Annotated in this window: 20 protein-coding genes; 7 read left to right on the forward strand and 13 right to left on the reverse strand. The window is 71.6% G+C overall.

The genetic code is table 11. From position 1 onward, the window contains the following. Positions 1 to 112 precede the first annotated feature (112 nt). Positions 113 to 463: a response regulator gene (locus tag G495_RS0101500; protein WP_035250434.1), complete on the forward strand. Its 351-nt coding sequence runs from the start codon at positions 113 to 115 to the stop codon at positions 461 to 463. A gap of 111 nt (positions 464 to 574) precedes the next feature. Here the strand turns inward: G495_RS0101500 and G495_RS17015 are convergent, their stop codons facing one another. Both G495_RS17015 and G495_RS0101510 read right to left on the reverse strand, forming a co-directional pair. Beyond that, positions 575 to 1,513 carry a rhomboid family intramembrane serine protease gene (locus G495_RS17015; protein ID WP_051444948.1) on the reverse strand — a complete coding sequence of 313 codons (939 nt, stop codon included), beginning with the start codon at positions 1,511 to 1,513 and terminating at the stop codon, positions 575 to 577. Between the two features lie 155 nt (positions 1,514 to 1,668). Then, a complete protein-coding gene (locus G495_RS0101510; RefSeq protein ID WP_028586361.1) occupies positions 1,669 to 2,064 on the reverse strand; it encodes an FxsA family protein in 396 nt (131 codons plus the stop codon). A 316-nt stretch (positions 2,065 to 2,380) separates the two neighbouring features. Here G495_RS0101510 and G495_RS0101515 point away from each other — a divergent pair, with 316 nt between their 5' ends. Beyond that, complete coding sequence (locus G495_RS0101515) at positions 2,381 to 3,127, forward strand: LexA family transcriptional regulator (RefSeq protein ID WP_051444949.1); 747 nt, start codon at positions 2,381 to 2,383, stop codon at positions 3,125 to 3,127. A gap of 292 nt (positions 3,128 to 3,419) precedes the next feature. Here the strand turns inward: G495_RS0101515 and G495_RS17020 are convergent, their stop codons facing one another. The 11 genes from G495_RS17020 to G495_RS20070 form a co-directional block, all read right to left on the reverse strand. Next, positions 3,420 to 3,806: a hypothetical protein gene (locus G495_RS17020; protein WP_051444950.1), complete on the reverse strand. Its 387-nt coding sequence runs from the start codon at positions 3,804 to 3,806 to the stop codon at positions 3,420 to 3,422. A 415-nt stretch (positions 3,807 to 4,221) separates the two neighbouring features. Then, positions 4,222 to 5,742, reverse strand: coding sequence for a carboxypeptidase M32 (locus G495_RS0101525; protein WP_028586363.1), 1,521 nt, complete (start codon positions 5,740 to 5,742; stop codon positions 4,222 to 4,224). A 75-nt stretch (positions 5,743 to 5,817) separates the two neighbouring features. After that, entirely contained in the window at positions 5,818 to 6,420 is a 603-nt protein-coding gene (locus G495_RS0101530) for a MarC family protein (protein WP_028586364.1), read from the reverse strand. A 156-nt stretch (positions 6,421 to 6,576) separates the two neighbouring features. Then, positions 6,577 to 6,990, reverse strand: coding sequence for an amphi-Trp domain-containing protein (locus G495_RS22165; protein ID WP_211234119.1), 414 nt, complete (start codon positions 6,988 to 6,990; stop codon positions 6,577 to 6,579). A gap of 37 nt (positions 6,991 to 7,027) precedes the next feature. Next, complete coding sequence (locus tag G495_RS0101540) at positions 7,028 to 8,212, reverse strand: GAK system CofD-like protein (RefSeq protein ID WP_028586365.1); 1,185 nt, start codon at positions 8,210 to 8,212, stop codon at positions 7,028 to 7,030. Between the two features lie 12 nt (positions 8,213 to 8,224). Then, positions 8,225 to 9,358, reverse strand: coding sequence for an HprK-related kinase B (locus G495_RS0101545; RefSeq protein WP_028586366.1), 1,134 nt, complete (start codon positions 9,356 to 9,358; stop codon positions 8,225 to 8,227). 8 nt (positions 9,359 to 9,366) lie between these two features. Further along, on the reverse strand, positions 9,367 to 10,245 hold the full coding sequence (locus G495_RS0101550; RefSeq protein WP_028586367.1) for a GAK system ATP-grasp enzyme: 879 nt from the start codon (positions 10,243 to 10,245) through the stop codon (positions 9,367 to 9,369). Between the two features lie 19 nt (positions 10,246 to 10,264). Further along, positions 10,265 to 11,911 carry a PhoU domain-containing protein gene (locus tag G495_RS0101555; RefSeq protein WP_028586368.1) on the reverse strand — a complete coding sequence of 549 codons (1,647 nt, stop codon included), beginning with the start codon at positions 11,909 to 11,911 and terminating at the stop codon, positions 10,265 to 10,267. A 2-nt stretch (positions 11,912 to 11,913) separates the two neighbouring features. Beyond that, on the reverse strand, positions 11,914 to 12,174 hold the full coding sequence (locus G495_RS0101560) for an amphi-Trp domain-containing protein (RefSeq protein ID WP_028586369.1): 261 nt from the start codon (positions 12,172 to 12,174) through the stop codon (positions 11,914 to 11,916). Positions 12,175 to 12,228: 54 nt separating this feature from the next. After that, complete coding sequence (locus G495_RS0101565; RefSeq protein WP_051444951.1) at positions 12,229 to 13,404, reverse strand: hypothetical protein; 1,176 nt, start codon at positions 13,402 to 13,404, stop codon at positions 12,229 to 12,231. 3 nt (positions 13,405 to 13,407) lie between these two features. Next, positions 13,408 to 14,034: a GAK system XXXCH domain-containing protein gene (locus G495_RS20070; RefSeq protein ID WP_051444952.1), complete on the reverse strand. Its 627-nt coding sequence runs from the start codon at positions 14,032 to 14,034 to the stop codon at positions 13,408 to 13,410. Positions 14,035 to 14,339: 305 nt separating this feature from the next. On the opposite strand from G495_RS20070, the gene G495_RS17035 reads away from it, so the two are divergent. The 5 genes from G495_RS17035 to G495_RS0101595 all read left to right on the forward strand — a co-directional run bounded on the left by G495_RS17035 (position 14,340) and on the right by G495_RS0101595 (position 18,203). Beyond that, positions 14,340 to 15,644: an MFS transporter gene (locus tag G495_RS17035; RefSeq protein WP_051444953.1), complete on the forward strand. Its 1,305-nt coding sequence runs from the start codon at positions 14,340 to 14,342 to the stop codon at positions 15,642 to 15,644. A gap of 3 nt (positions 15,645 to 15,647) precedes the next feature. After that, positions 15,648 to 15,893, forward strand: coding sequence for a hypothetical protein (locus tag G495_RS20075; RefSeq protein ID WP_028586371.1), 246 nt, complete (start codon positions 15,648 to 15,650; stop codon positions 15,891 to 15,893). 177 nt (positions 15,894 to 16,070) lie between these two features. Next, positions 16,071 to 17,027 (forward strand): sensor domain-containing diguanylate cyclase, encoded by a 957-nt coding sequence (locus G495_RS0101585; RefSeq protein ID WP_245588336.1) that lies wholly within the window; start codon positions 16,071 to 16,073, stop codon positions 17,025 to 17,027. Between the two features lie 39 nt (positions 17,028 to 17,066). Continuing rightward, positions 17,067 to 17,405 (forward strand): tRNA-binding protein, encoded by a 339-nt coding sequence (locus G495_RS0101590; protein WP_028586373.1) that lies wholly within the window; start codon positions 17,067 to 17,069, stop codon positions 17,403 to 17,405. A 171-nt stretch (positions 17,406 to 17,576) separates the two neighbouring features. Beyond that, positions 17,577 to 18,203 carry a LysE family translocator gene (locus G495_RS0101595; protein ID WP_028586374.1) on the forward strand — a complete coding sequence of 209 codons (627 nt, stop codon included), beginning with the start codon at positions 17,577 to 17,579 and terminating at the stop codon, positions 18,201 to 18,203. The last annotated feature ends 44 nt before the right edge of the window (positions 18,204 to 18,247 follow it).

Here is an 18,247-nt window from a genome sequence, read left to right on the forward strand (position 1 = left end):
CCGCTGGCGGGGCCTGGTCCGGGAGCGGCATCTGGGAAAAGGAGGCCGGATGGGCGCTGGTGGTGGTGGCGATTGCGGTGTGACCGGTCGGCTGGCGGGAGCCCCCCGGGTGATGATCGTCGAGGACGAGTTCATCATCGCCCTGGCGTTGCGGCACCAGCTGGAGGCCCTGGGCTGCGTGGTGTGCTGCGTGGCGGATACGGCCCCTGCGGCCCTGGAGCGCGCGCGCTCGGGCGAGGTGGACGCCGTGCTCATGGACGTGTCGCTGCGCGGCGGCGGCGACGGCATCGAGGCCGCCCGGGTGCTTGTGCACGAGCACGGGCTTCCGGTGGTCGTCCTCTCGGCCTACACCGATGCCAGCACCAGGGACCGGGCCCTGGAGGCCGGGGCGCGTGCGGTGCTTGGCAAGCCGGCCTCGGAGCAGGAACTGTGCGCGGCCCTGGCGGAAGCCCTGGCGCTCTAGAAGACGGCACTGTTGGCTTGGCCTGGAAAAGGGGCTGCCCTCGCTGGCGAGGGCAGCCTCTTTTGCCAGCGGCGGCTGAGGCGCCCGGGGTCGCGTTTTCTTCCGGCGGGTTCAGGGCGTGGTCAGGGCCAGGCTCCAGGCCAGGGCCACCAGCCCCAGGGCGGCCAGCCCGGGCCACCAGCCCCGGGCCGGGCCCCGGCGCGCGGCGCGCCGCCCGGCCAGCCAGCCCAGGGGCAGCCCGGCCAGGAATCCGAACAGGTGCGCGCCCAGGTCGGTGCGCTCGCCCCCCGTGCCCAGCATGGCCAGGATGCCCAGCCCCGCCGCCACCGGGGCCACGGCCCGCAGCAGGTCCGGCCTGCGGCGCTCGGCCATGGCCGCCGCGCCCATGGCGCCCACCACCCCGAACACGGCGGTGGACGCGCCCACCGACAGGTGCCCGGGGCCGTGGAACCAGGCGTTGAGCACATTGCCCGCCAGCCCGGTGGCCACGAACAGCGCCCAGGCCGCGCCCGTGCCCACCCGGCGCCCGAACAGCGCCGTGAACAGCCCGCCGATGGCCGCGTTGCCCAGGAAATGGGCCGCGTCGGCGTGCAGGGTCAGAGCCGTGACGGCGCGCCACCATTGCCCGCCCAGGATGAGCGCCGAATCGGCCCGGCCTGCCTGGTCCCATGTTTCGGGATACAGGCCCAGGCCCGGGTGCGGCGCGGCCATGAACACGGTGAAGGCCGTGGCCAAGCCGACCACGGCCACGGCGGCCTGCACGGCGGGGGAGAGCGGCCCGGGCCGGGGCTCCGGCTCGGGCGGGCCCACGGGCTGCTCCTGGAGGTAGGCCGTCAGTTCCTGCACGGCCTCGTCCAGCCGGGCCACGGGCACCAGGATGCGCCAGCGGGCCCCGGCGCGCAGCAGGCGGTGGGGCACGCCCCGGGCCCGCAGGGCCAGGGACCAGTCGTCGGCCACGGCCTGGCGCAGCAGGCCCCGGGCCATGGCCGCACCCAGGTCGGCCCAGGCGGGCGCATCGTGGCGGACGGGCAAGGATTCGGAGTCGTACATGGCGGGGCTAGCTGGCCGCTCCCCAATGGTGCGCCCTCTTGCCCGAAACGCTCAGGCCCGCGCGTCCGTTTCGCTGCGCGCCGGGCCTGGAATGTTTTCGCGTCTTGCAGGTCACCATGTTTGCACGGCCTGGAAAGGAGGTTCCCGACAGTCGGCTAGGGGAAGCGGACCACGCGCACCTGCCCGCGCCGGACCCAGTCCTCCAGGGCCCGGCGCAGGGCGGCCTTGATGCGCCCGCGCACGGGCGGCACCAGCAGGGCCATGCCTGCCGTGTCGGTGATGAAGCCCGGGGTCAGCAGCAGCACCCCGGCCACCAGGATCAGCAGGGCATCGACCATTTCCTCGGCGGGGGCCGCGCCCCGGGCCATGGACTCGCGGATGCGCAGCATGACGCCCAGGCCCTGCTGGCGGGCCAGCCAGGCCCCGGCCAGGGCCGAGGCCAGCACCAGGGCGATGGTCACCTCGGCGCCCAGCAGCGAGCCGACCTTGATGAGCAGGTAGATTTCGAGCACCGGGATCAGCGCGAAGGCCGCGAAAAGGCGAAGGAACATGGATGGGTCCTGGCTTGCGTGGTTGGAGGGTGCGGGGCCTCAACCATGCCCCATTTCGCCCGCTTTGCAAAGCCGCAAGCGATGCTTGATATATTTCTATTTGCTTGACTCTATAGCAGTAAAATACTACATGAGTTCTGACAAGCGTTACAAGTGTGTGACGCAGCTGCGAACAGGCACTGCCTGCCCGGGCCGGACGGTTCCGCTGCCGGAGGGCTTCGCGGCTGGCCTGCGCGCTGCCCCGGGGGGGCGCGGCAGAACAGCAAACCGGCCCACGGGGCCGACAGGGGCCGCAGGGCGGCCCGGGGAGGTGGCCATGGCCGTCAGCAAACGCAAACCTGCATTCCAGCCCGCCGGGGGCGGGGCGGCGGTGGAGGGCTTCGGCGCCGCGCAGATCATCGAGCGCATGATGCAGGCCCTGGAGTTGGGCACCCAGAGCGCCCTGGCCGACGAGCTGGGCGTGAGCCGGGGGGCGGTGTCCGACGCCAAGAGCAAGGACAAGATCCCCGCCGAATGGCTGCTCAAGCTCTTTCGCGGTCACGGCGTGAACCCCTTCTGGCTGGAGACCGGGCGCGGGGCCATGCACCTGGACCAGCGCACCGTGCGCGAGACCGGCGAGGACGTGGCCCCCGGGCCCGAGGCCGAGGGCGAGTTCGACTACGTGCCCATGGTCAAGGCGCGGCTCTCGGGCGGCGGCGGCAGCCTGGAGACCAGCGGCGACGTGGTCGGCTACTATGCCTTCCGCCGCGCCTGGCTGGCGGGCAAGGGCGACATCCGCTCCATGCGCCTGATGCGCGTCACCGGCGTGAGCATGGAGCCGACCCTGGAGGACGAGGACGTGGTACTGGTGGACCTCTCCCAGCGCGACATCCTCACGGGCAAGATCTACGCCGTGCGCATCGACGACGAGATCGTGGTCAAGCGGCTGGACAAGCGGCCCGGCAGGCTGGTGCTCATCAGCGACAACCGCAGCTTCTACGAGCCGCTGGAAATCGCCGTGGGCGAGCAGGCCAACGTGGACATCCTGGGCCGGGTGATCTGGATGGCCCGCGAGGTCATGTAGGACGAAGTCCGGGGCGAAGCCCGGGGTGAAGCCCGGGGCAAGGGCCGGGGTGAAGATCAGGGTGAAGCCCGGGGCAAGGCCCGAAGCAAGGCCCGAAGCAACGCCCGGGGCTTGGGCGGGGCACTGCCGCTCGTGACCGGGCCGGGCCCAGGCCCGTGCGGCGGCCTGCCCGCAACGCCCGGCCTGCGCCTGGGTCGCCGTCGGGAGCCTTCTCCGGGCGCGTCATCATGGCCCCGGCCCGTCGCGTGCGGGCCGGGGCCTCGGCCTTCTGCCGCCCTGGGGGCCGCCTCTTCTAGGAGGCGCCCACGGCCAGACCCAGAGGCGGGCGCAGGGCCACCGGCGCGAAGGTGCCGCACAGGGTGAACGCGGCGTCCTCGAGGGCGGCCTGGCGCAGCAGTTCGGCGGCCAGGGGCGACAGGGGCCGGGTGCTGACTTCCATGTAGTCCAGCAGGTCCTGGGCCGTGGCGAAGACCAGGGCCGTGGGCACGCTGCGCCTGCCGCAACTGGTGATGTGGAACACCGAGGCCAGCACGTACTGGCCCATGGCCGTGCGGTACAGGGCGGTCTCCATCCAGTTCTCGCTGAAGCCGCTGATCTCGCGGTCGTCCACGCGCGCCAGGCGCGTGCCCTCGAACAGCAGGTCGGGCTTGCCGTGGCGTTGCAGTCTGAGCTGGATCATGGCGTCCTCCTGGCGGTTCAGGTTGGAGCGATGCCCGCGCCGGGGCGCAGGAAATTCTGCTTACTATGCCTATACCACGAAAACGCGAGCGGTTGTAAAGGGAAAAACATACGGATGGGCGACTTTTTCGTTGCGACCCCGCAAGGGGCGCGGCGCGCGGCGTCCGGGCCGCGAGGCGGTGGATGAGGCCCGGGGCCGGGCGTCCCGGGGGGCGTCGAGGGGGGGCTGCGGGCGTGCGCGGCGGCGGATGGCGCCCGGGGCTTCAGGGGAGCGTCGCGGGCGGGCGCCTGCGGGGCCTGCTCGGGGGGCTGGCGGAATTCCCGGCCAGCAGCCCGCCGGGGTGCCGCCGGGGCGGGGGGCGGCTGCTGGCCCGCCCGGGCTCGTGCGCCGGGCGGGTCCGCAGCGGGCGGGCGGCCTACAGGCCGTAGAGGGCTTCGTACTTGGCCGTGAGGTAGCCCATGAAGGCCTCGTGGCCCAGCTCGGCGCCGGTGGCCCGGCGCATCAGCTCGCGCGGCACGTAGCGGCTGCCGTGGACGTGGACGTTGGCGCGCAGCCAGCCCAGCAGGGGCGCGAAGTCCCCGGCGGCGAAGCGCTCCTCCATGGCCCCGGGCCCGCCGCCCAGGTCGCGCCCGGCGGCCTCGAAGAGCTGCGCCGCGTAGAGGTTGCCCAGGGTGTAGGTGGGGAAATAGCCCAGCAGCCCGGCGGACCAGTGCACGTCCTGCATCACCCCGTCGGCCAGGTCCGGCGGGGTCAGGCCCAAGAGGGCGCGTGAGGCCTCGTTCCAGGCCTCGGGCAAGTCGCGCGGGTCGAGCTGGCCGCGCAAAAGCGCCAGCTCCAGCTCGAAGCGCATGAGCACATGCAGGTTGTAGGTCACCTCGTCGGCCTCCACGCGGATCAGGCTGGGCCGCACGTCGTTGACCGCCAGCACGAAGGCGTCCAGCTCCACATCGCGCAGGCACTCGAAGCGGTCCACGGCCCGGGGCAGGAAGTGGCGCCAGAAGCCCCGCGAGCGGGCGACCATGTTCTCCCACAGCCGCGACTGCGATTCGTGGACCCCCAGGGATACCGATACGCCGCAGGGCGTGCCGAAGTGCGCGCCGGGGATGCCCTGGCTGTACAGGGCGTGCCCGGCCTCGTGGATGGCTCCGAAGAAGCCCTCGTTGAAGAAGCGCTCGTTGTAGCGGGTGGTGATGCGCACATCGCCGGGGCCGATGCGCGTGGAAAAGGGGTGCGCCGTGGGGTCGATGCGCCCGGCCTCGAAGTCGAAGCCGATGGCCGCCACGGCCTCGCGGCACAGGGCGCGCTGGCAGCCCAGGGGGTACTCGCGGGTCAGGATGGAGCGGTCGGGCTGGCGCGGGGCGCCCTGGATGCGCTCCAGCAGGGGCACCAGCTCGCGGCGCAGCCCGGTGAGCACGGGCTCCAGGGTCGCGGCGGTCTCGCCGGGTTCGTATTCGTCCAGCAGGGCGTCGTAGGGCTCGCCCGCGTAGCCCACGGCCTCGGCCTCCTCGCGTCGCAGGCGGACGATCTCCTCCAGGTAGGGCAAAAAGGCGGGCCAGTCGCCGTCCGGCCGGGCGCGCTTCCAGGCCGTTTCGCCCTCGGCGGCGGCCCGGGCCAGGGCCACGGCCAGCCCGGCGGGAATCTTCACCGCGCGCATGTAGGCCCGCTCCCATTCGCGGACGTTGGCGACCCATTCGCTGTCCGGGTCGTCGCGCAGCAGCTCGGCCTGGGCCTTGGCCAGGGCCTCGCCCACGCGCGGGTCGGTGCGCCGCTCGTGCAGCAGCCCGGCCAGGCTGGCCACCTGCGCGGCGCGGTGGGTATGGCCCGCCGGGGGCATCTTGGTGGACTGGTCCCAGTGCAACAGGGCCAGGGCGGAGCCGATGTGCGCGGTCTCCACCGCGTGGGCGCGCAGCCAGTCGTACGATTCGCGGGGCGGCATGGCTTCTCCGGGGCTTGGGGGCTGGGGGGACAGTGTACGGGATTTCGCGGCGCTGTGGCAACCGGGGCGCGCGGCCTACAGGCTGGCGATGAACAGGCGCACGCCGTCTTCGAGCATCTGGAAGGACATCAGGATGAGCACCAGGCCCATGAGCCGCTCCATGGCGCGCATGCCCTTGGCGCCGAGCACGCGCGTCAGGGCCGGGGCCAGGAGCATGAAGGCCAGGGTGGCGGCCCAGGCCGCGCCGATGGCCGGCAGCAGCACGGCCTGGCTGTCGCGGTGGGCGTAGACCATCACCGCCGCCAGGCACGACGGCCCGGCCACGAAGGGCACGGCGATGGGCACGATGAAGGGGTCCTTGAGGTGCGGGTCCGACAGGGCGTCTTCGGACTGGGGGAAGACCATCTTCATGGAGATGATGAACAGGATCACCCCGCCCGCCATGCGCAGGGTGGACTGGTGGATGTCGAGCAGCCCGAGCAGCCCCTCGCCCAGGTACATGAAGAGCACGATGATGGCCAGGGCGAAGACCAGCTCACGCAGGATGATGGCCCGCTGGCGCCGGGCCGGGAAGTCCTTGAGGATGGTCAGGCAGACGACCCCGTTGCCGATGGGGTCCATGATCAGGAACAGGGGGAAGGCGATTTCCAGGATGGCCTGGAGGGCGGGCTGCTGCATGGGGCTCTCCTGCATCGCTTCCTACCCCTGAGCGGGGGGGATGGCAAGGCTGGGCCGCAGCCCGCGCGCCCGCCTGCGCCTGGCGCCACGGACAAGGCCCCCGGGCGACCGGGGGCCTTGCTGCATGCTGCGCGGCCCGGGGTGCGGGCGGCGGGCCTACTTGCCGGGCTTGGCCGGGGCGGGCTTGGCGTCCTTGGGCGCGTCCTTGGGCGCGGCGGCATCCTTGGCCGGGGCCTTGGGCGCCTCGGGCGCCTTGGCCTCGGCGGGCTTGGCCTCGGCCTTGGGGGCCTCGGACGCGGGCAGGTCGGTCTCCACGGGGGTGATGACCACCTGCTCGCCGGGCTCCATGGGCGTGCGCCACTCCAGCTCCAGGCTGAACTTGGCCTTGCCCTTCTTCACGCGGGCCTCCACCTCCACCTCCACGCTGTCGGCGGGCACCAGCTCCAGGCTGGTGTCACCCTGGGCCACGATGACCTTGCCCGCCCGGAAGCCGTCGGCGAGGTCCTCCAGGTAGGCGATGGCGTCTTCCAGGGCCATGGTCTGCTCCAGGGAGATCTTGTCCTTTTCCATGTCGTCGCTCCTTGCGGGCCGGGGGGCGCCCCGGCGCTCAGGTGAGGGACAGCAGCGCCCGGGCCAGGAGTTCCGGGTCCAGAAGCGGCGCGCTGTCCGGGGTGACCAGGGGGCAGTCGATGATTTCGGCCCCCTTGGCCTGGATGGCCCGCTTGTCCAGCGGGCCGGGGTACTTGCCGTTTTTCTGGTCCACGAGCACGAAGTTCACGGGCAGCCCGGCGCCGGGGGCGTCGCGGGTCAGGGTCGTCAGCAGCACGCGCAGCTGGTCGGCCACCGTGAGGCCCGGGGCCTCGGGGTCGTGGCCCAGGTTGGGGATGAAGACCTTGGGGCAGGGGTTGGCTGCCACGGCGGCGCCCACGCCCTGGGGCAGCAGCGTGGCCACCAGGCTGGTCCAGAAGCTGCCCACGGGAAAGCAGATCAGCTCCGCCGAGGCGATGAGCTGGCGGACCTTGTCGCGGATGGGCACGCGCACGGCCTCGGTGTCCGCCGCGCTGCGCACCAGGCGCAGGGTGCGCACGGGCGAGGCCAGCGGCGCGGTCTGCTTGCCGGTGATCAGGTGCTGGCCGAGCACGGTGGTGCCGTCGTCCAGCTCGGCGCACAGGTGCAGGCTGCGGTTGACCACCGGGCGCACCGTGCCGCGTACCTCGGCCAGCTTGGAGAAGATGTAGATCACCGGGTCCAGGTGCCTGCGGTGCTCCAGGTAGCCCGCCGTGAGCACCAGGTTGCCGATGCTGGCCCCGGTCAGGTCGAAGGCCGGGGGCATCCATTCGGTGAACACCCGCAGGTGGTGGCGCACGATCTTGCGCATGGGGTCGGGGATGGCCGAGACCAGGGGGTGCCTGCCCCGGGCCATGGTCTGCATGGCCTCGCGCAGTTCCCGGGCCGGGGCGTCCTTGGCGAAGCGGTGGGCGAACAGGGCCACCACCTCGGGGTTGCCGCGCAGGCTCTGGTCCGACAGGGCCATAAGCCGGTTGCGGATGTCGCCGATGGCGGGCATGCCGAAGGCCTGGCGCAGGGTGGCCGAGCTGCCGCCCGAGTCGAAGGGCGTGATGAGGTGGATGGAGTTGTGCGTGTAGCGGATGATCCGCTGCGAGAGCCCGCGCAGGGCCGAGCCGCCGCTGAAGAAGAGCACGCGCGGCCCCAGCTCGGGGCTGCGTTCGTGGCGGCGCAGGCGCAGCGGGTCGGGCACGCGCGCCTCCCTGGTGATGCGGACCTGGACCATGGTTCCTCCGCCTCAGGCCCCCCGGCCCGCGCCGGGGGTCTGGCCGGTGTGCAGGAAGTTCCAGCATACCGTGGCCCCGGCCTCGAAGTCCACCCCGCCCGCCAGTTCGATGACCGCGCAGCGCGACAGGGCGCGCACGTAGGCGGCCAGGGGCGGGTCCTGGGGCCGGGCGGGGTCGGCGGGGCGGTAGAACAGGCCCGTGGCCTTCATGAACGCGGGCAAAAGGTCGGTGCGCAGGGCGGGGGCCACCCGGTGGGCGCGCAGCGGCCCGCCGCCGCGCCGCCAGTTGAGCAGCACCAGGGCGTCCATGGGCGCCTGGAGCCGGAAGCGCCCGGCTCCGAAGCACTGGCCGATGAGCGCGTCGTACTTGTGCTCCAGGCTCCACAGCTCGGCCTCGGGCAGGGCCAGGAAGCGCGCGCGGTCCTCGGGGGCGACGATGCCCGCGAGGTCCGCATTGGCCAGGGCCGTGCCGGGGTTGATGCGCGGGTGCTTGGCCACGCCGAACATGGTCAGGCCGCCGTCGGCGCCCTCCTGGGCCAGCACGCGGTCGTTGGACACGAAATCCGTGCCGCGCGACATGAGGTGCAGGGCCAGGGTGGACTTGCCCATGCCCGAGAACCCGGCCAGGGCCAGGCCGCGCCCGCCCAGGGCCACCCCGGCGGCGTGGCCCAGCAGGCAGCCCTGGTCGAGCTTGCGCTCGATGAAGCGGTTGTTGATGAAGTTGACCACCTGGTTGGGGTTGGCCAGGCAGGGGCCCAGGGCCACGTTGGTTCCGCCGCCGAAGGCGAAGACCATGCCCGTGAGCCGCTTGCGCACCACGCGTCCGTCGGGCAGGTCGGCCCACTGCTCCTTGATCTTCTCCTTGCCGGGGTCGGGGGCCTTGTCGGTCAGGGCCAGGCCCAGCTCCGGCGCGGGGGCCTCGTGGGCGGTGACCAGGATGTCCGCCGCCCCGGGGGCCGGGGGCGGGCACAGGAATTCGTCGAAATATCCGGCCAGGGCGCTTTGCAGCTCCAGCTGGCTGGTGCGCACCTCCACCACGCAGTCGCCCAGGGCCAGGAACAGGGCGTGCTCGGCAGGCAGGGCCGCGCGCACGGATTCGGCCAACTGGCCGACGCAAGCGGGGGCGCCGAAAGAATCCGGGGGCATGGGCACACTCATGACGCGATCCTTTCCAGGGCGTAGCGGGCGTAGAGCCGGGCGGCATCCAGGCCGCTGGTTTCCTGGATGCCCCGGAACCCGCCGAAGGCCGAAACCTCGAACACGCAGGGCCCCTGGGCGGTGATGGCCACGTCCACGCAGGTGAAGTCCAGCCCGAAGGGCGCCTGGGCCCGCCGGGCCAGCTCGATGATCTCCGCCCCGGGCTCGAAGGGCGCGTATTTGCCGCCCGATTCGGTGGTGGTGTTCCAGGCGCCGTTGGTCTTGCAGCGGGCGTAGGTGGTCAGGTACTCGCCGCCCAGAAAGACCACGCCCAGGTCGCGGTCGTCCAGCTCCACGGTCTTCTGGATGTACATGATGGGGTTCTCGGCGGCGTAGGCGGCCACGGCGGCCCGGGCCTGCGGGCCCCGGGAAACCACGGTCATGCCCCGGGCCTTGGAGGTGTACAGCGGCTTGAACACGGCTTGGCCGTACATCTCAAGCGCTTCCAGGGCCTGGTCCACGTCCTCGGTGATGGTCGTGGGCGGCATGGGGATGCCCTGGAGCTGGAGGGTCACGGTGCACGAGAGCCGGTCGAGCACGCGCATGATGGCCATGGGGTCCGAGAACACGGGCAGCCCGCGTGCGGCCAGGAAGCGCAGCACCTCCAGGCGGTCCAGCAGGTCCGGCGAGTAGCGCGCGCCGATCTTTTTGACGAGGAGCCCGTCCAGGGTGGCCAGGTCCGTGCCGTCGAACCAGGCCGAGCCGCCGGGCAGGTCCAGGCGGACGCGGGACATGTCCACCAGCAGGCGCGGCCCGCCGGTGACTTCGGCCACCGTGTCGGCCAGCAGTTCCGAGGACCAGCCGCCGGTGGTCCCGATGACGCCGATGCGTTTCATGATGCTCTCCGTTGCGGGCTTAGTAGTACAGGACGCCTTCGGGCAGGCGGAAGGTTTCCCAGGGCGCGCCCTGGTGGGCCAGGGTTTTTTCCATGAGGAAGTGCGCGCGCAGGTACATCTCCTTGGAAAACTTGGGGTGCAGCTCGAAGCGTGTGGAGGTGTACAGCGAGCGCGCCAGGCCCAGGGCCAGGCGCGCGTGGAAGGTCGCGTCGCCGATCTCTTCGGCGAAGCCGCAGGCGAAGTCCAGGAACTGGGCGATGACCCAGTTGATGCGGTCGCGCTCCTGGCGGCCCAGCAGCGGCACGCGGAAGTTGGAGATGAGGAACACGGCCACGTCCTGCACGTAGTCGCCCTCGGTGGAGCGGTACAGGTCGATGAAATGGACCTGCTGGCGCTCGTGGTCGTAGACCACGTTGTTGGTGTTGAAGTCGCCGTGGATGAGCATGGACGCGGGCGCGGGCAGCTCCGCCTCCAGGACCTTGCAGCGGGCGATGAGTTCGGCGGTGGGGGCGACGCGCGCCAGGCCCAGGCTGCGTTCGGCGCGCTCGAAGTCGGGGTGGACCTGGAGCACGGAGCCCAGGCGCTCTTCGAGCTGGGCCATGAAGCGCGTGGGGCCGGGCCGGGGGGTCAGGGTCTGGGCCCAGATTTCGTGCAGGGTGGCCGTGAGCACGAACAGGGCGTTGGTGGCCAGCTCCCGGTTGGGCGAGAGGATGACCTCGTCCAGGGTGCAGCCGGGCAGGAACTCCACCAGCAGTGAGCCGTGGTCGCCGTCCTCGTGGAAGCTGAAGATGCGCGGGCCGATGCCCGGGAAGACCCTGGCCCAGCGCTCGATGTTTTCCTTCTCGCGGCGGATCTTCTTGATGTTGCCTTCCTTGTAGAGGCTGCCGGAGGCCACGTCCTCGCTGCCGGGCGGGCGCGAGCCTACGCGCCCGATGCGGCAGCCCGAGCGCGAGCCCCAGATGGACTTGAAGTCGATGTCGTCCACCGAGCCGGTGAAGCCGCCCTTGTCCAGGGTCTGGCGCAGGGCCTCGAACTGCTCGATCTTGATGCGCTCGCCCAGGATGGAGAAGATCAGCGCCTCGCCGATGTTGAGCAGCGAGTCGCCCACGCGCTCCAGGTAGCGGAAGATGAACAGCGCGGTGATCAGGTTGCGCGGCTCGCCCCCGCGCGACAGCTCGGCCATGATGCGGTCGAAGTTCTGCTTGTAGAGCGCGTCGAGCTCATGCTCGGTCTTGCAGATTTCCAGGGCCCCGCCCAGGTCCGCCGCGCGGCGGGTGGGCGCGATGCGCGCCAGGCCGTCGGCGATGATGGCGAACATGGCCTGGTAGTCGTAGCGGTGCAGGAACTTCGGGTCCGTGAAGTGCTCCACCTGGCGGGTGATGTTCACGCAGAAATCGGCGATGCGCTCCAGGTTGACGCACATGATCTGCACCGAGCGGATGGTGTCCACCATGCGCCCGGAGAGGTCCGCCTCGCCGTGGATCTTGGAGAAGCACTTGTTCTCGATGACGTTCTTCAGGTTGTCCACGTAGTCGTCGCGCGAGATGATGCGCTCAAGGAGCGCGCGCGAGGGCTCGGCCAGGAACGACAGCGTGGCCTGCACGAGGTTGACGGCCTCGATGGTCAAAAAGCGGAAGTTTTCTTCCAGGCTTTCGAGTGTCGGCATGGTCAGGAGCGGATGTCCATGCTGTCGTCGGAGCGGATGGCGGCCTTGGGCTCGTCCTTCCAGGCCAGCTTGAGCACCAGCTTGCTGGTGGGCGCCTTGCGCTTGGCCTTGAGGGTGAACTTGAGCAGGTCCGGCGGGGTCAGGGTCAGCTCGTCGCCGTTGGTGGACAGCACGATGCGTCCCTTCTCGATGCCCTCGACGAGCGATTGCAGGTAGTCGCGGATGGACTTGGGGTCCTGGATGGACTCGAAGAAAAACTTTATCTTCCTGGGCCATGGGGGTGCTCCTTGGGTGCGTTCGGGTGCGGGGTGCGGGGGTCAGCCGTCCAGGCGGGCGCGGTATTCGGCCATGACCCGGGCGCGGTCCATGCCGGCCATGATGAGCTGCTTGCGCACGAGCATGTCGTCCCAGGGCTGGACGCCGACCTCGCGGGCGGCCTTCTCCGGGCTCTGGAAGGCCGGGTCCTTGACCTTCTCGCCCAGGTGCGTGTCGTCGCCCATGAAGACCATCAGCGGGCGGCCCGAGCGCGGGCGGCAGCGGTTCTTCTCGTGCAGCACGGAGACGAGGAAGGCCGTGTAGCGGCTGGACTGCGGGTTCCAGACCTCCCAGCCGTCCACGTCGTACTCGGCCAGCAGCACGGGCCAGAACTGCTCGGGGTGGGGGATGACGATGCCCGCCCCCAGCGCCCGGGCCTCCTCGATGACCTCGCTGGCGCGGTAGAAGTAGTCCAGGGAGAACTCGGCCTTGACGATGGCCTTGACCGCCCGCAGGTAGGTCTGCACGCGGTCGATGAACGGGTCGGAGTGCTCGGCGCGCAGGGTGTCGAACCAGTGGGCCAGCAGTTTGTTCTTCACCGAGTCGCGCGGCACGGCGTCCCACTGCGCGGTGAGCAGGGCGTCGATGCGCGCCACGTTGCGGCGTACGTATTCCACCGTGGTCTCGTCGGCGCCGGTCAGGGCGGCGGCGCGGGCGATGGTCTCCTGGCGGGGTTCGAGGATGGCGGCCATGAACTCGAAAAGCTGCGAGGAGCGGTACTTGTGCGTGTGGCGCAGCATGTGCCGCAGGGTGTGCGCGTTTTCCAGGCGCTCCTTGCGCAAGTGCAAGAGCAGCTGGATTTTCTGGTTGAAGCCCGAGGAGTAGCAGTCCACCTCCACCCCGGCGTAGTCGCCGAAGGTGGTCAGTTCGTTGTGCTGGGTGGGGATGATCAGGCGCTCCTCGGCGTTGGGGAACAGCGCGTCCAGGCGCTGGCCGATGAGCTCCATGGGCACGAACTCGGGGTGCCAGTGCAGGGCCAGCACGCGGCGCTGCTTGGGGTACGTCTGGCCGGGGGTGGTGGCACGCAGGACCTGCTCGGGCGAGAGGTCCACGCTGACGATGCGCGCGAAGCGCTCGGCGTCGGCCTGGGTGGGCTCGCGGGGCACGGCGTCGAGGTCGGGCGCCGTCCACGGGGCGCGCGCCCCGGGGCGCAGGGCGGTGAGGGGGGTGGCGGGCATGGGCTATTTGTACCTGTCGTGGCACTCGTTCTTGCGCGCTTCCAGGGCCTCGGCGGCGCCAGCCATGGCCGCCAGGTCGCCCGCCTCCCAGGCCCGGGCCAGCTCGCGGCAGGCGCGGGAGTAGTCGAGGTAGAACTCGTCGCCGTGGCCGGGGTAGCAGACCATGACGTCGGAGTCGGCCAGGAAGGAGGCCACGGCTTCGGCGGCGGGCGCGCGCCCGGCCTCCAGGCTGGAGCGGATGGCCTTGAAGGATTGCTTCATGCGCTTTTTCAGGCGCGAGTACTTCTCGGGCTCATTGGCGGCGGTCACGCATCCGGCCTCGGGATCGCAGGGGCAGCCCGGGCGCATGGGCTCGACCTTCAGCTTGGCCTGCACTTCGCCGAACTCGCGCTTGACCGTGAACTTGATCTTGCACACATCCGCCGCCGTGAGCAGGGCGGGGGCGGCGGGGGCTTGGCCCTGGGCGCCGCCCTGCGTTTGTGCGGGCTCCTGGGCGGGCTCCTGGGCGGGCTGCTGCGCGGGGTCCGGGGCGGGCGCCGGGGCGGCCATGAGCGTAAGCAGGGCCTGGAGCGCCGGGCCCAGCTCCGCGTCGGAAAGGACGCGCTCGAACTTGACGGACTTGCTGCTCATTGCGGTCTTTCTCCTTCGGGGCGGACCCGAACGGTTGCGGCCGGGAAAGGCGCCCCGGGCCGGGGCCGGAGCGGGACGGGCGTGGCGCCCGCCATCGGCTCGCGATATTCGCTGCTGTGTACTTGACGTGTGTGACGACCGCGTTGCGGATGCGGGAAGAATATGCGCCGCGCGCGTCACGCAATCGTCACCTTGGACCCTTCCGGCCCCGGGGCGGCGCCCGGAGCCCCGACGGCGGGGCTTTGCCGCCCGCCGTGGCCGGGTTGCGGGTTTTCTTTGGCGGCGGCCTGGGGTAGAACCCCGCCATGAACGACGCACGCGCCGCGCGGCGCCGGGTCCACGCCTGGTGCCTGTACGACTGGGCCAACTCGGCCTATGTGACCACCGTGGCCGTGGCGGTGCTGCCCGCGTATTTCGCTGCGGTGGTGGTGCCCGAGGCCGGGGTGGCCGTGGGCGGGGCGCGGCTGTCCGCCGCCAGCCTGTGGGGCTATCTGGTCAGCGCCACAGCCCTGGTGGTTTTCGTTCTGGCGCCGCCCCTGGGCGCCGTGGCCGACCACCTGGGGGCGCGCAGGCGGTTTCTGGCCGTGTTTTGCACCCTGGGCGGCCTGGCGGCCACGGGGCTCGTGGTCATCGGCCCGGGCGCGGTCTGGCTGGCCATGGGCCTGTTTTTCCTGGCCCAGGTGGGCTTTGTGGGCGGCAACGTGTTCTACGACGCGCTGCTGGGCCATGTGGCCCCGCCCGGGCGGCTGGACGCCGTGTCCGGCCGGGGGTTCGCCTACGGCTATGTGGGCGGCGGGCTCCAGTTCGCCCTGGCCCTGGGGCTCATCGCCGGGCACGGGACCCTGGGGCTGGACGCCGATCTGGCGGCGCGGCTGGCCATGGCTTCGGCGGGGCTGTGGTGGCTGGGTTTCGGGCTGTGGGCCGTGCGCGGCATGGACGAGCCGCCGGGCACGGCGGCAGGGGCCGAGCCCCTGGGGGCCTCGCTGCGCCGGGGCGTGGCGCGGATGCGCGGGCTGTGGGCCCGGGCCCGGGCCGTGCCGGGGCTGGTGCCGTTCATGCTGGCCTTTTTGTTCTACAACGACGGCGTGCAGACGACCATCAGCATGGCCACCATCTACGGCAAGACCGAGCTGGGCCTGTCCACCACCGTGCTCATGCTGACCCTGCTCATGATCCAGTTCGTGTCGGTGTTCGGGGCGCTGGCCTTCAGCCGGCTGGCCGGGGCCGTGGGCACGCGCGCGGCGCTGATGCTCTCGGTGGCCCTGTGGGCCGGGGTGGCGGTGTATGCGTGGCGGATGCAGTCGGCCACGGAGTATTTCATCCTCGGCGGCGTGGTCGGGCTGGTCATGGGCGGCTCCCAGGCCCTGTCGCGCTCGCTCTACGCCCGGCTCATCCCGGCGGACCGCCCGGCGGAGTTCTTCGGCTATTTTTCGGTGGTCAACCGCCTTTCGGCCATCGCCGGGCCCGCCGTGTTCGCCGCCGTGGCCCAGCATACGGGCTCGGCGCGCGGGGGCATCCTGGTACTCACGGCGTTTTTCGTCCTGGGCCTGGCGCTGCTTGCGCGCGTGCCCGCCGGGCGCGAGGACGCGCCCAAGCCCCAAGGAGCGTGACCCATGTCCATGCGCCACAAGCTCATCCTGTGGGCCGTGCGCCGCGAGCTGCGCGAACACGGCGACGAGATCCGCGCCGAGCTGGAACGCCTGCGCGCCATCCGCAGCCTGCCCGAGCTGCGGGCCTGGGCCGCCGAAAAGGGCGGGGCCCTGGCCGGGCTGGTGCGCCGCCACGGGCCCCGGGCCCTGGAGCTGCTGCGCGCCGAGCTGGCCCGCCGCGCCCCGCGCGGCAACGGGAAGGACGCGTGAGCCCGGCCCGCCGTGCGCGGGGTGGCCGGGCAGGGTGAACGGCACTGCGCGCCCCGGGCGCGCGGGCTGACCCTGCCCCGCACCTCGCGCCGTGTGTCGGTTTTCCCGACACGGCAGCCTGCGGCGTTCACAAAACGGGAAATACCGATTTTGCCGCCGTTGACGCTGGAAAGACGCGTGCGAACGTGTTACGCCACGGCCATGGAAGACGAAATCCTCGACGCAGCAGGCATCGACCTCTACGCCCTGGAACGCGTGCTCACCGTGGAGCGCTACGCGTGGCTTTCCCTGTCGCTGGACATGGCCGCCGTGCTGACCACCGACGGGCAGTTCGAGGATTGCAACGTCCAGTGGGAGCGCGTCACGGGCCACGCGCCGCAGGACCTGACCGGCACCTACCTCATCGAGCACATCCATTTCGACGACCGCGAGCGGGCCCTGGCCCAGATGCAGCGGCTCATCACCTCGGACATCGGCTCGGCCTCGCTGTTCTTCCGCTTCGCCTGCGCCGACGGCGACTACCGGCGGCTGAACTGGAACGTGGTCTTCTCGCCGGACCACGACAGCTATTTCTGCATGGTCAAGGACGCCTCGGGCATGAGCGGCAGCGACGCCCTGGCCTACCGCGACGCCCTGACCGGCCTGGCCAACCGCATGGCCCTGGAAGACACCCTGCCCGCCATGGTCACCCAGACGTGCAGCCTGGGCGTGAGCGTGGCCCTGCTGTTCATGGACCTGGACGGCTTCAAGGCCGTGAACGACACCTTCGGCCACCGCGCGGGCGACGCGCTGCTGGTGCAGGCCGCCGCGCGCATGGAGCGCTGCGTGGGCGACGCGGGCACCGTGTACCGCCTGGGCGGCGACGAGTTCGTGGCCGTGCTCTCGGGCTGCACCGCCAGCCGCGACGACGTGGTGGCCGTCGCCGCCGAGCTGGTGGCCGCCCTGCGCCAGGAGTATCCCCTGGGCCAGGATCTGGTGCGCACCGGGGTCAGCGTGGGCATCGCCCTGGCCCCGGAGCACGGCGAGGAGCCCACGGCCCTGCTGGACAAGGCCGACCAGGCCATGTACCGCGTCAAGGGCGCGGGCAAGAACGGCTTCGCCTTCCACGGAGCGGACGAAGTCCACACCTCCTGACCCCCGGCGCCCCAATCCGACCGTCCGCGAGGCCCGCACATGGCGCATATCACCTGGGATGATTTCGAGCGCGTGGAGATTCGCGTCGGCACGGTGGTGGCCGCCGAGCCCTTCGCCCAGGCGCGTGTTCCGGCCTACGTCATCCATGCCGATTTCGGCCCGGGCATCGGGGTGCTCAAGTCCAGCGCGCGGGTGACGGCCCTCTACCGCCCCGAAGAGCTGGTGGGCCGCCAGATCGTGGGCGTGGTCAACTTCCCGCCCAAGCAGATCGGCCCGCTGCGCTCGCAGTTCCTGGTCACCGGGTTCCCCGACGCCGACGGCGCCATCGTGCTGGCCGTGCCCGAGCGCCCGGTGCCCGACGGCGCCCGCCTGGCCTAGCCGGGCCGGGGGTGCCTTTCCGCTGGCCTGCGCAAGGGCGGGCTGGCGGCCTCGGGCCTCGGGGCGCCGCGCGCCTGCCGCAGGCAGGGGCTTGAATTTTCCGCAGCAAAGCAGCAGATTGCCGCCTGGCGCGGCCCGCAGGCCGCCCCGCCCTCAACCCCGGAGCCCGCCATGTTCGGCATCGAGAACTACTTCCTCTTCCTTGGCGCGGGGGTGCTGCTCAACGTGACCCCCGGGCCGGACATGCTCTACGTGGCCACGCGCAGCGCCTGCCAGGGCCGGGCCGCCGGGTTGCTCTCGGCCCTGGCCATCACCTGCGGCGGGCTGGTGCATACGGCCACGGCGGCCCTGGGGCTGTCGGCGGTGCTGCTGGTCTCGGCCACGGCCTACGAGGTGGTGCGCTTTGCCGGGGCGGCCTATCTGGTCTGGGTTGGCCTGCGCATCCTGCTTTCGCGGCCCGATGCCCACGGCCCAGCGCCCTGCCTGCCGCGCGCGCGCATCTTCCGCCAGGGGTTCCTGGTCAGCGTGCTCAACCCCAAGGTGGCCCTGTTCTTCCTGGCCTTCCTGCCGCAGTTCGCGGACCACGGCTCGGCCCATTTCCCGGCGCAGATCGTCGCCCTGGGCCTGACCTTCTGCACCACGGGCTGGATGGTCATGTCCGGCGTGGCGCTGTGCTTCGGGCGCATCGGCGCCTGGGCCGGGGCGCACCCGGGGGTGCGCCGGGCGCAGCACTGGCTCACGGGCGGGGTGTTCCTGTCCATGGGCCTGGGCCTGGGGCTGGCCGGGGGGCGCGACTAGCCCAGGCCCGCCCGCCGGGCCGTTTGACTCCGCCGCCCGGGCCC

This window comes from Desulfocurvus vexinensis DSM 17965 (assembly GCF_000519125.1).
Classification (GTDB): domain Bacteria; phylum Desulfobacterota; class Desulfovibrionia; order Desulfovibrionales; family Desulfovibrionaceae; genus Desulfocurvus; species Desulfocurvus vexinensis.

Bases quoted from the DNA above. Each gene is read 5' to 3' on its own strand.
- G495_RS0101500 (WP_035250434.1), top strand. From the start codon at position 113: ATGATCGTCGAGGACGAGTTCATCATCGCCCTGGCGTTGCGGCACCAG.
- G495_RS17015 (WP_051444948.1), bottom strand. From the start codon at position 1,513: ATGTACGACTCCGAATCCTTGCCCGTCCGCCACGATGCGCCCGCCTGG.
- G495_RS0101510 (WP_028586361.1), bottom strand. From the start codon at position 2,064: ATGTTCCTTCGCCTTTTCGCGGCCTTCGCGCTGATCCCGGTGCTCGAA.
- G495_RS0101515 (WP_051444949.1), top strand. From the start codon at position 2,381: ATGGCCGTCAGCAAACGCAAACCTGCATTCCAGCCCGCCGGGGGCGGG.
- G495_RS17020 (WP_051444950.1), bottom strand. From the start codon at position 3,806: ATGATCCAGCTCAGACTGCAACGCCACGGCAAGCCCGACCTGCTGTTC.
- G495_RS0101525 (WP_028586363.1), bottom strand. From the start codon at position 5,742: ATGCCGCCCCGCGAATCGTACGACTGGCTGCGCGCCCACGCGGTGGAG.
- G495_RS0101530 (WP_028586364.1), bottom strand. From the start codon at position 6,420: ATGCAGCAGCCCGCCCTCCAGGCCATCCTGGAAATCGCCTTCCCCCTG.
- G495_RS22165 (WP_211234119.1), bottom strand. From the start codon at position 6,990: ATGGAAAAGGACAAGATCTCCCTGGAGCAGACCATGGCCCTGGAAGAC.
- G495_RS0101540 (WP_028586365.1), bottom strand. From the start codon at position 8,212: ATGGTCCAGGTCCGCATCACCAGGGAGGCGCGCGTGCCCGACCCGCTG.
- G495_RS0101545 (WP_028586366.1), bottom strand. From the start codon at position 9,358: ATGCCCCCGGATTCTTTCGGCGCCCCCGCTTGCGTCGGCCAGTTGGCC.
- G495_RS0101550 (WP_028586367.1), bottom strand. From the start codon at position 10,245: ATGAAACGCATCGGCGTCATCGGGACCACCGGCGGCTGGTCCTCGGAA.
- G495_RS0101555 (WP_028586368.1), bottom strand. From the start codon at position 11,911: ATGCCGACACTCGAAAGCCTGGAAGAAAACTTCCGCTTTTTGACCATC.
- G495_RS0101565 (WP_051444951.1), bottom strand. From the start codon at position 13,404: ATGCCCGCCACCCCCCTCACCGCCCTGCGCCCCGGGGCGCGCGCCCCG.
- G495_RS20070 (WP_051444952.1), bottom strand. From the start codon at position 14,034: ATGAGCAGCAAGTCCGTCAAGTTCGAGCGCGTCCTTTCCGACGCGGAG.
- G495_RS17035 (WP_051444953.1), top strand. From the start codon at position 14,340: ATGAACGACGCACGCGCCGCGCGGCGCCGGGTCCACGCCTGGTGCCTG.
- G495_RS20075 (WP_028586371.1), top strand. From the start codon at position 15,648: ATGTCCATGCGCCACAAGCTCATCCTGTGGGCCGTGCGCCGCGAGCTG.
- G495_RS0101590 (WP_028586373.1), top strand. From the start codon at position 17,067: ATGGCGCATATCACCTGGGATGATTTCGAGCGCGTGGAGATTCGCGTC.
- G495_RS0101595 (WP_028586374.1), top strand. From the start codon at position 17,577: ATGTTCGGCATCGAGAACTACTTCCTCTTCCTTGGCGCGGGGGTGCTG.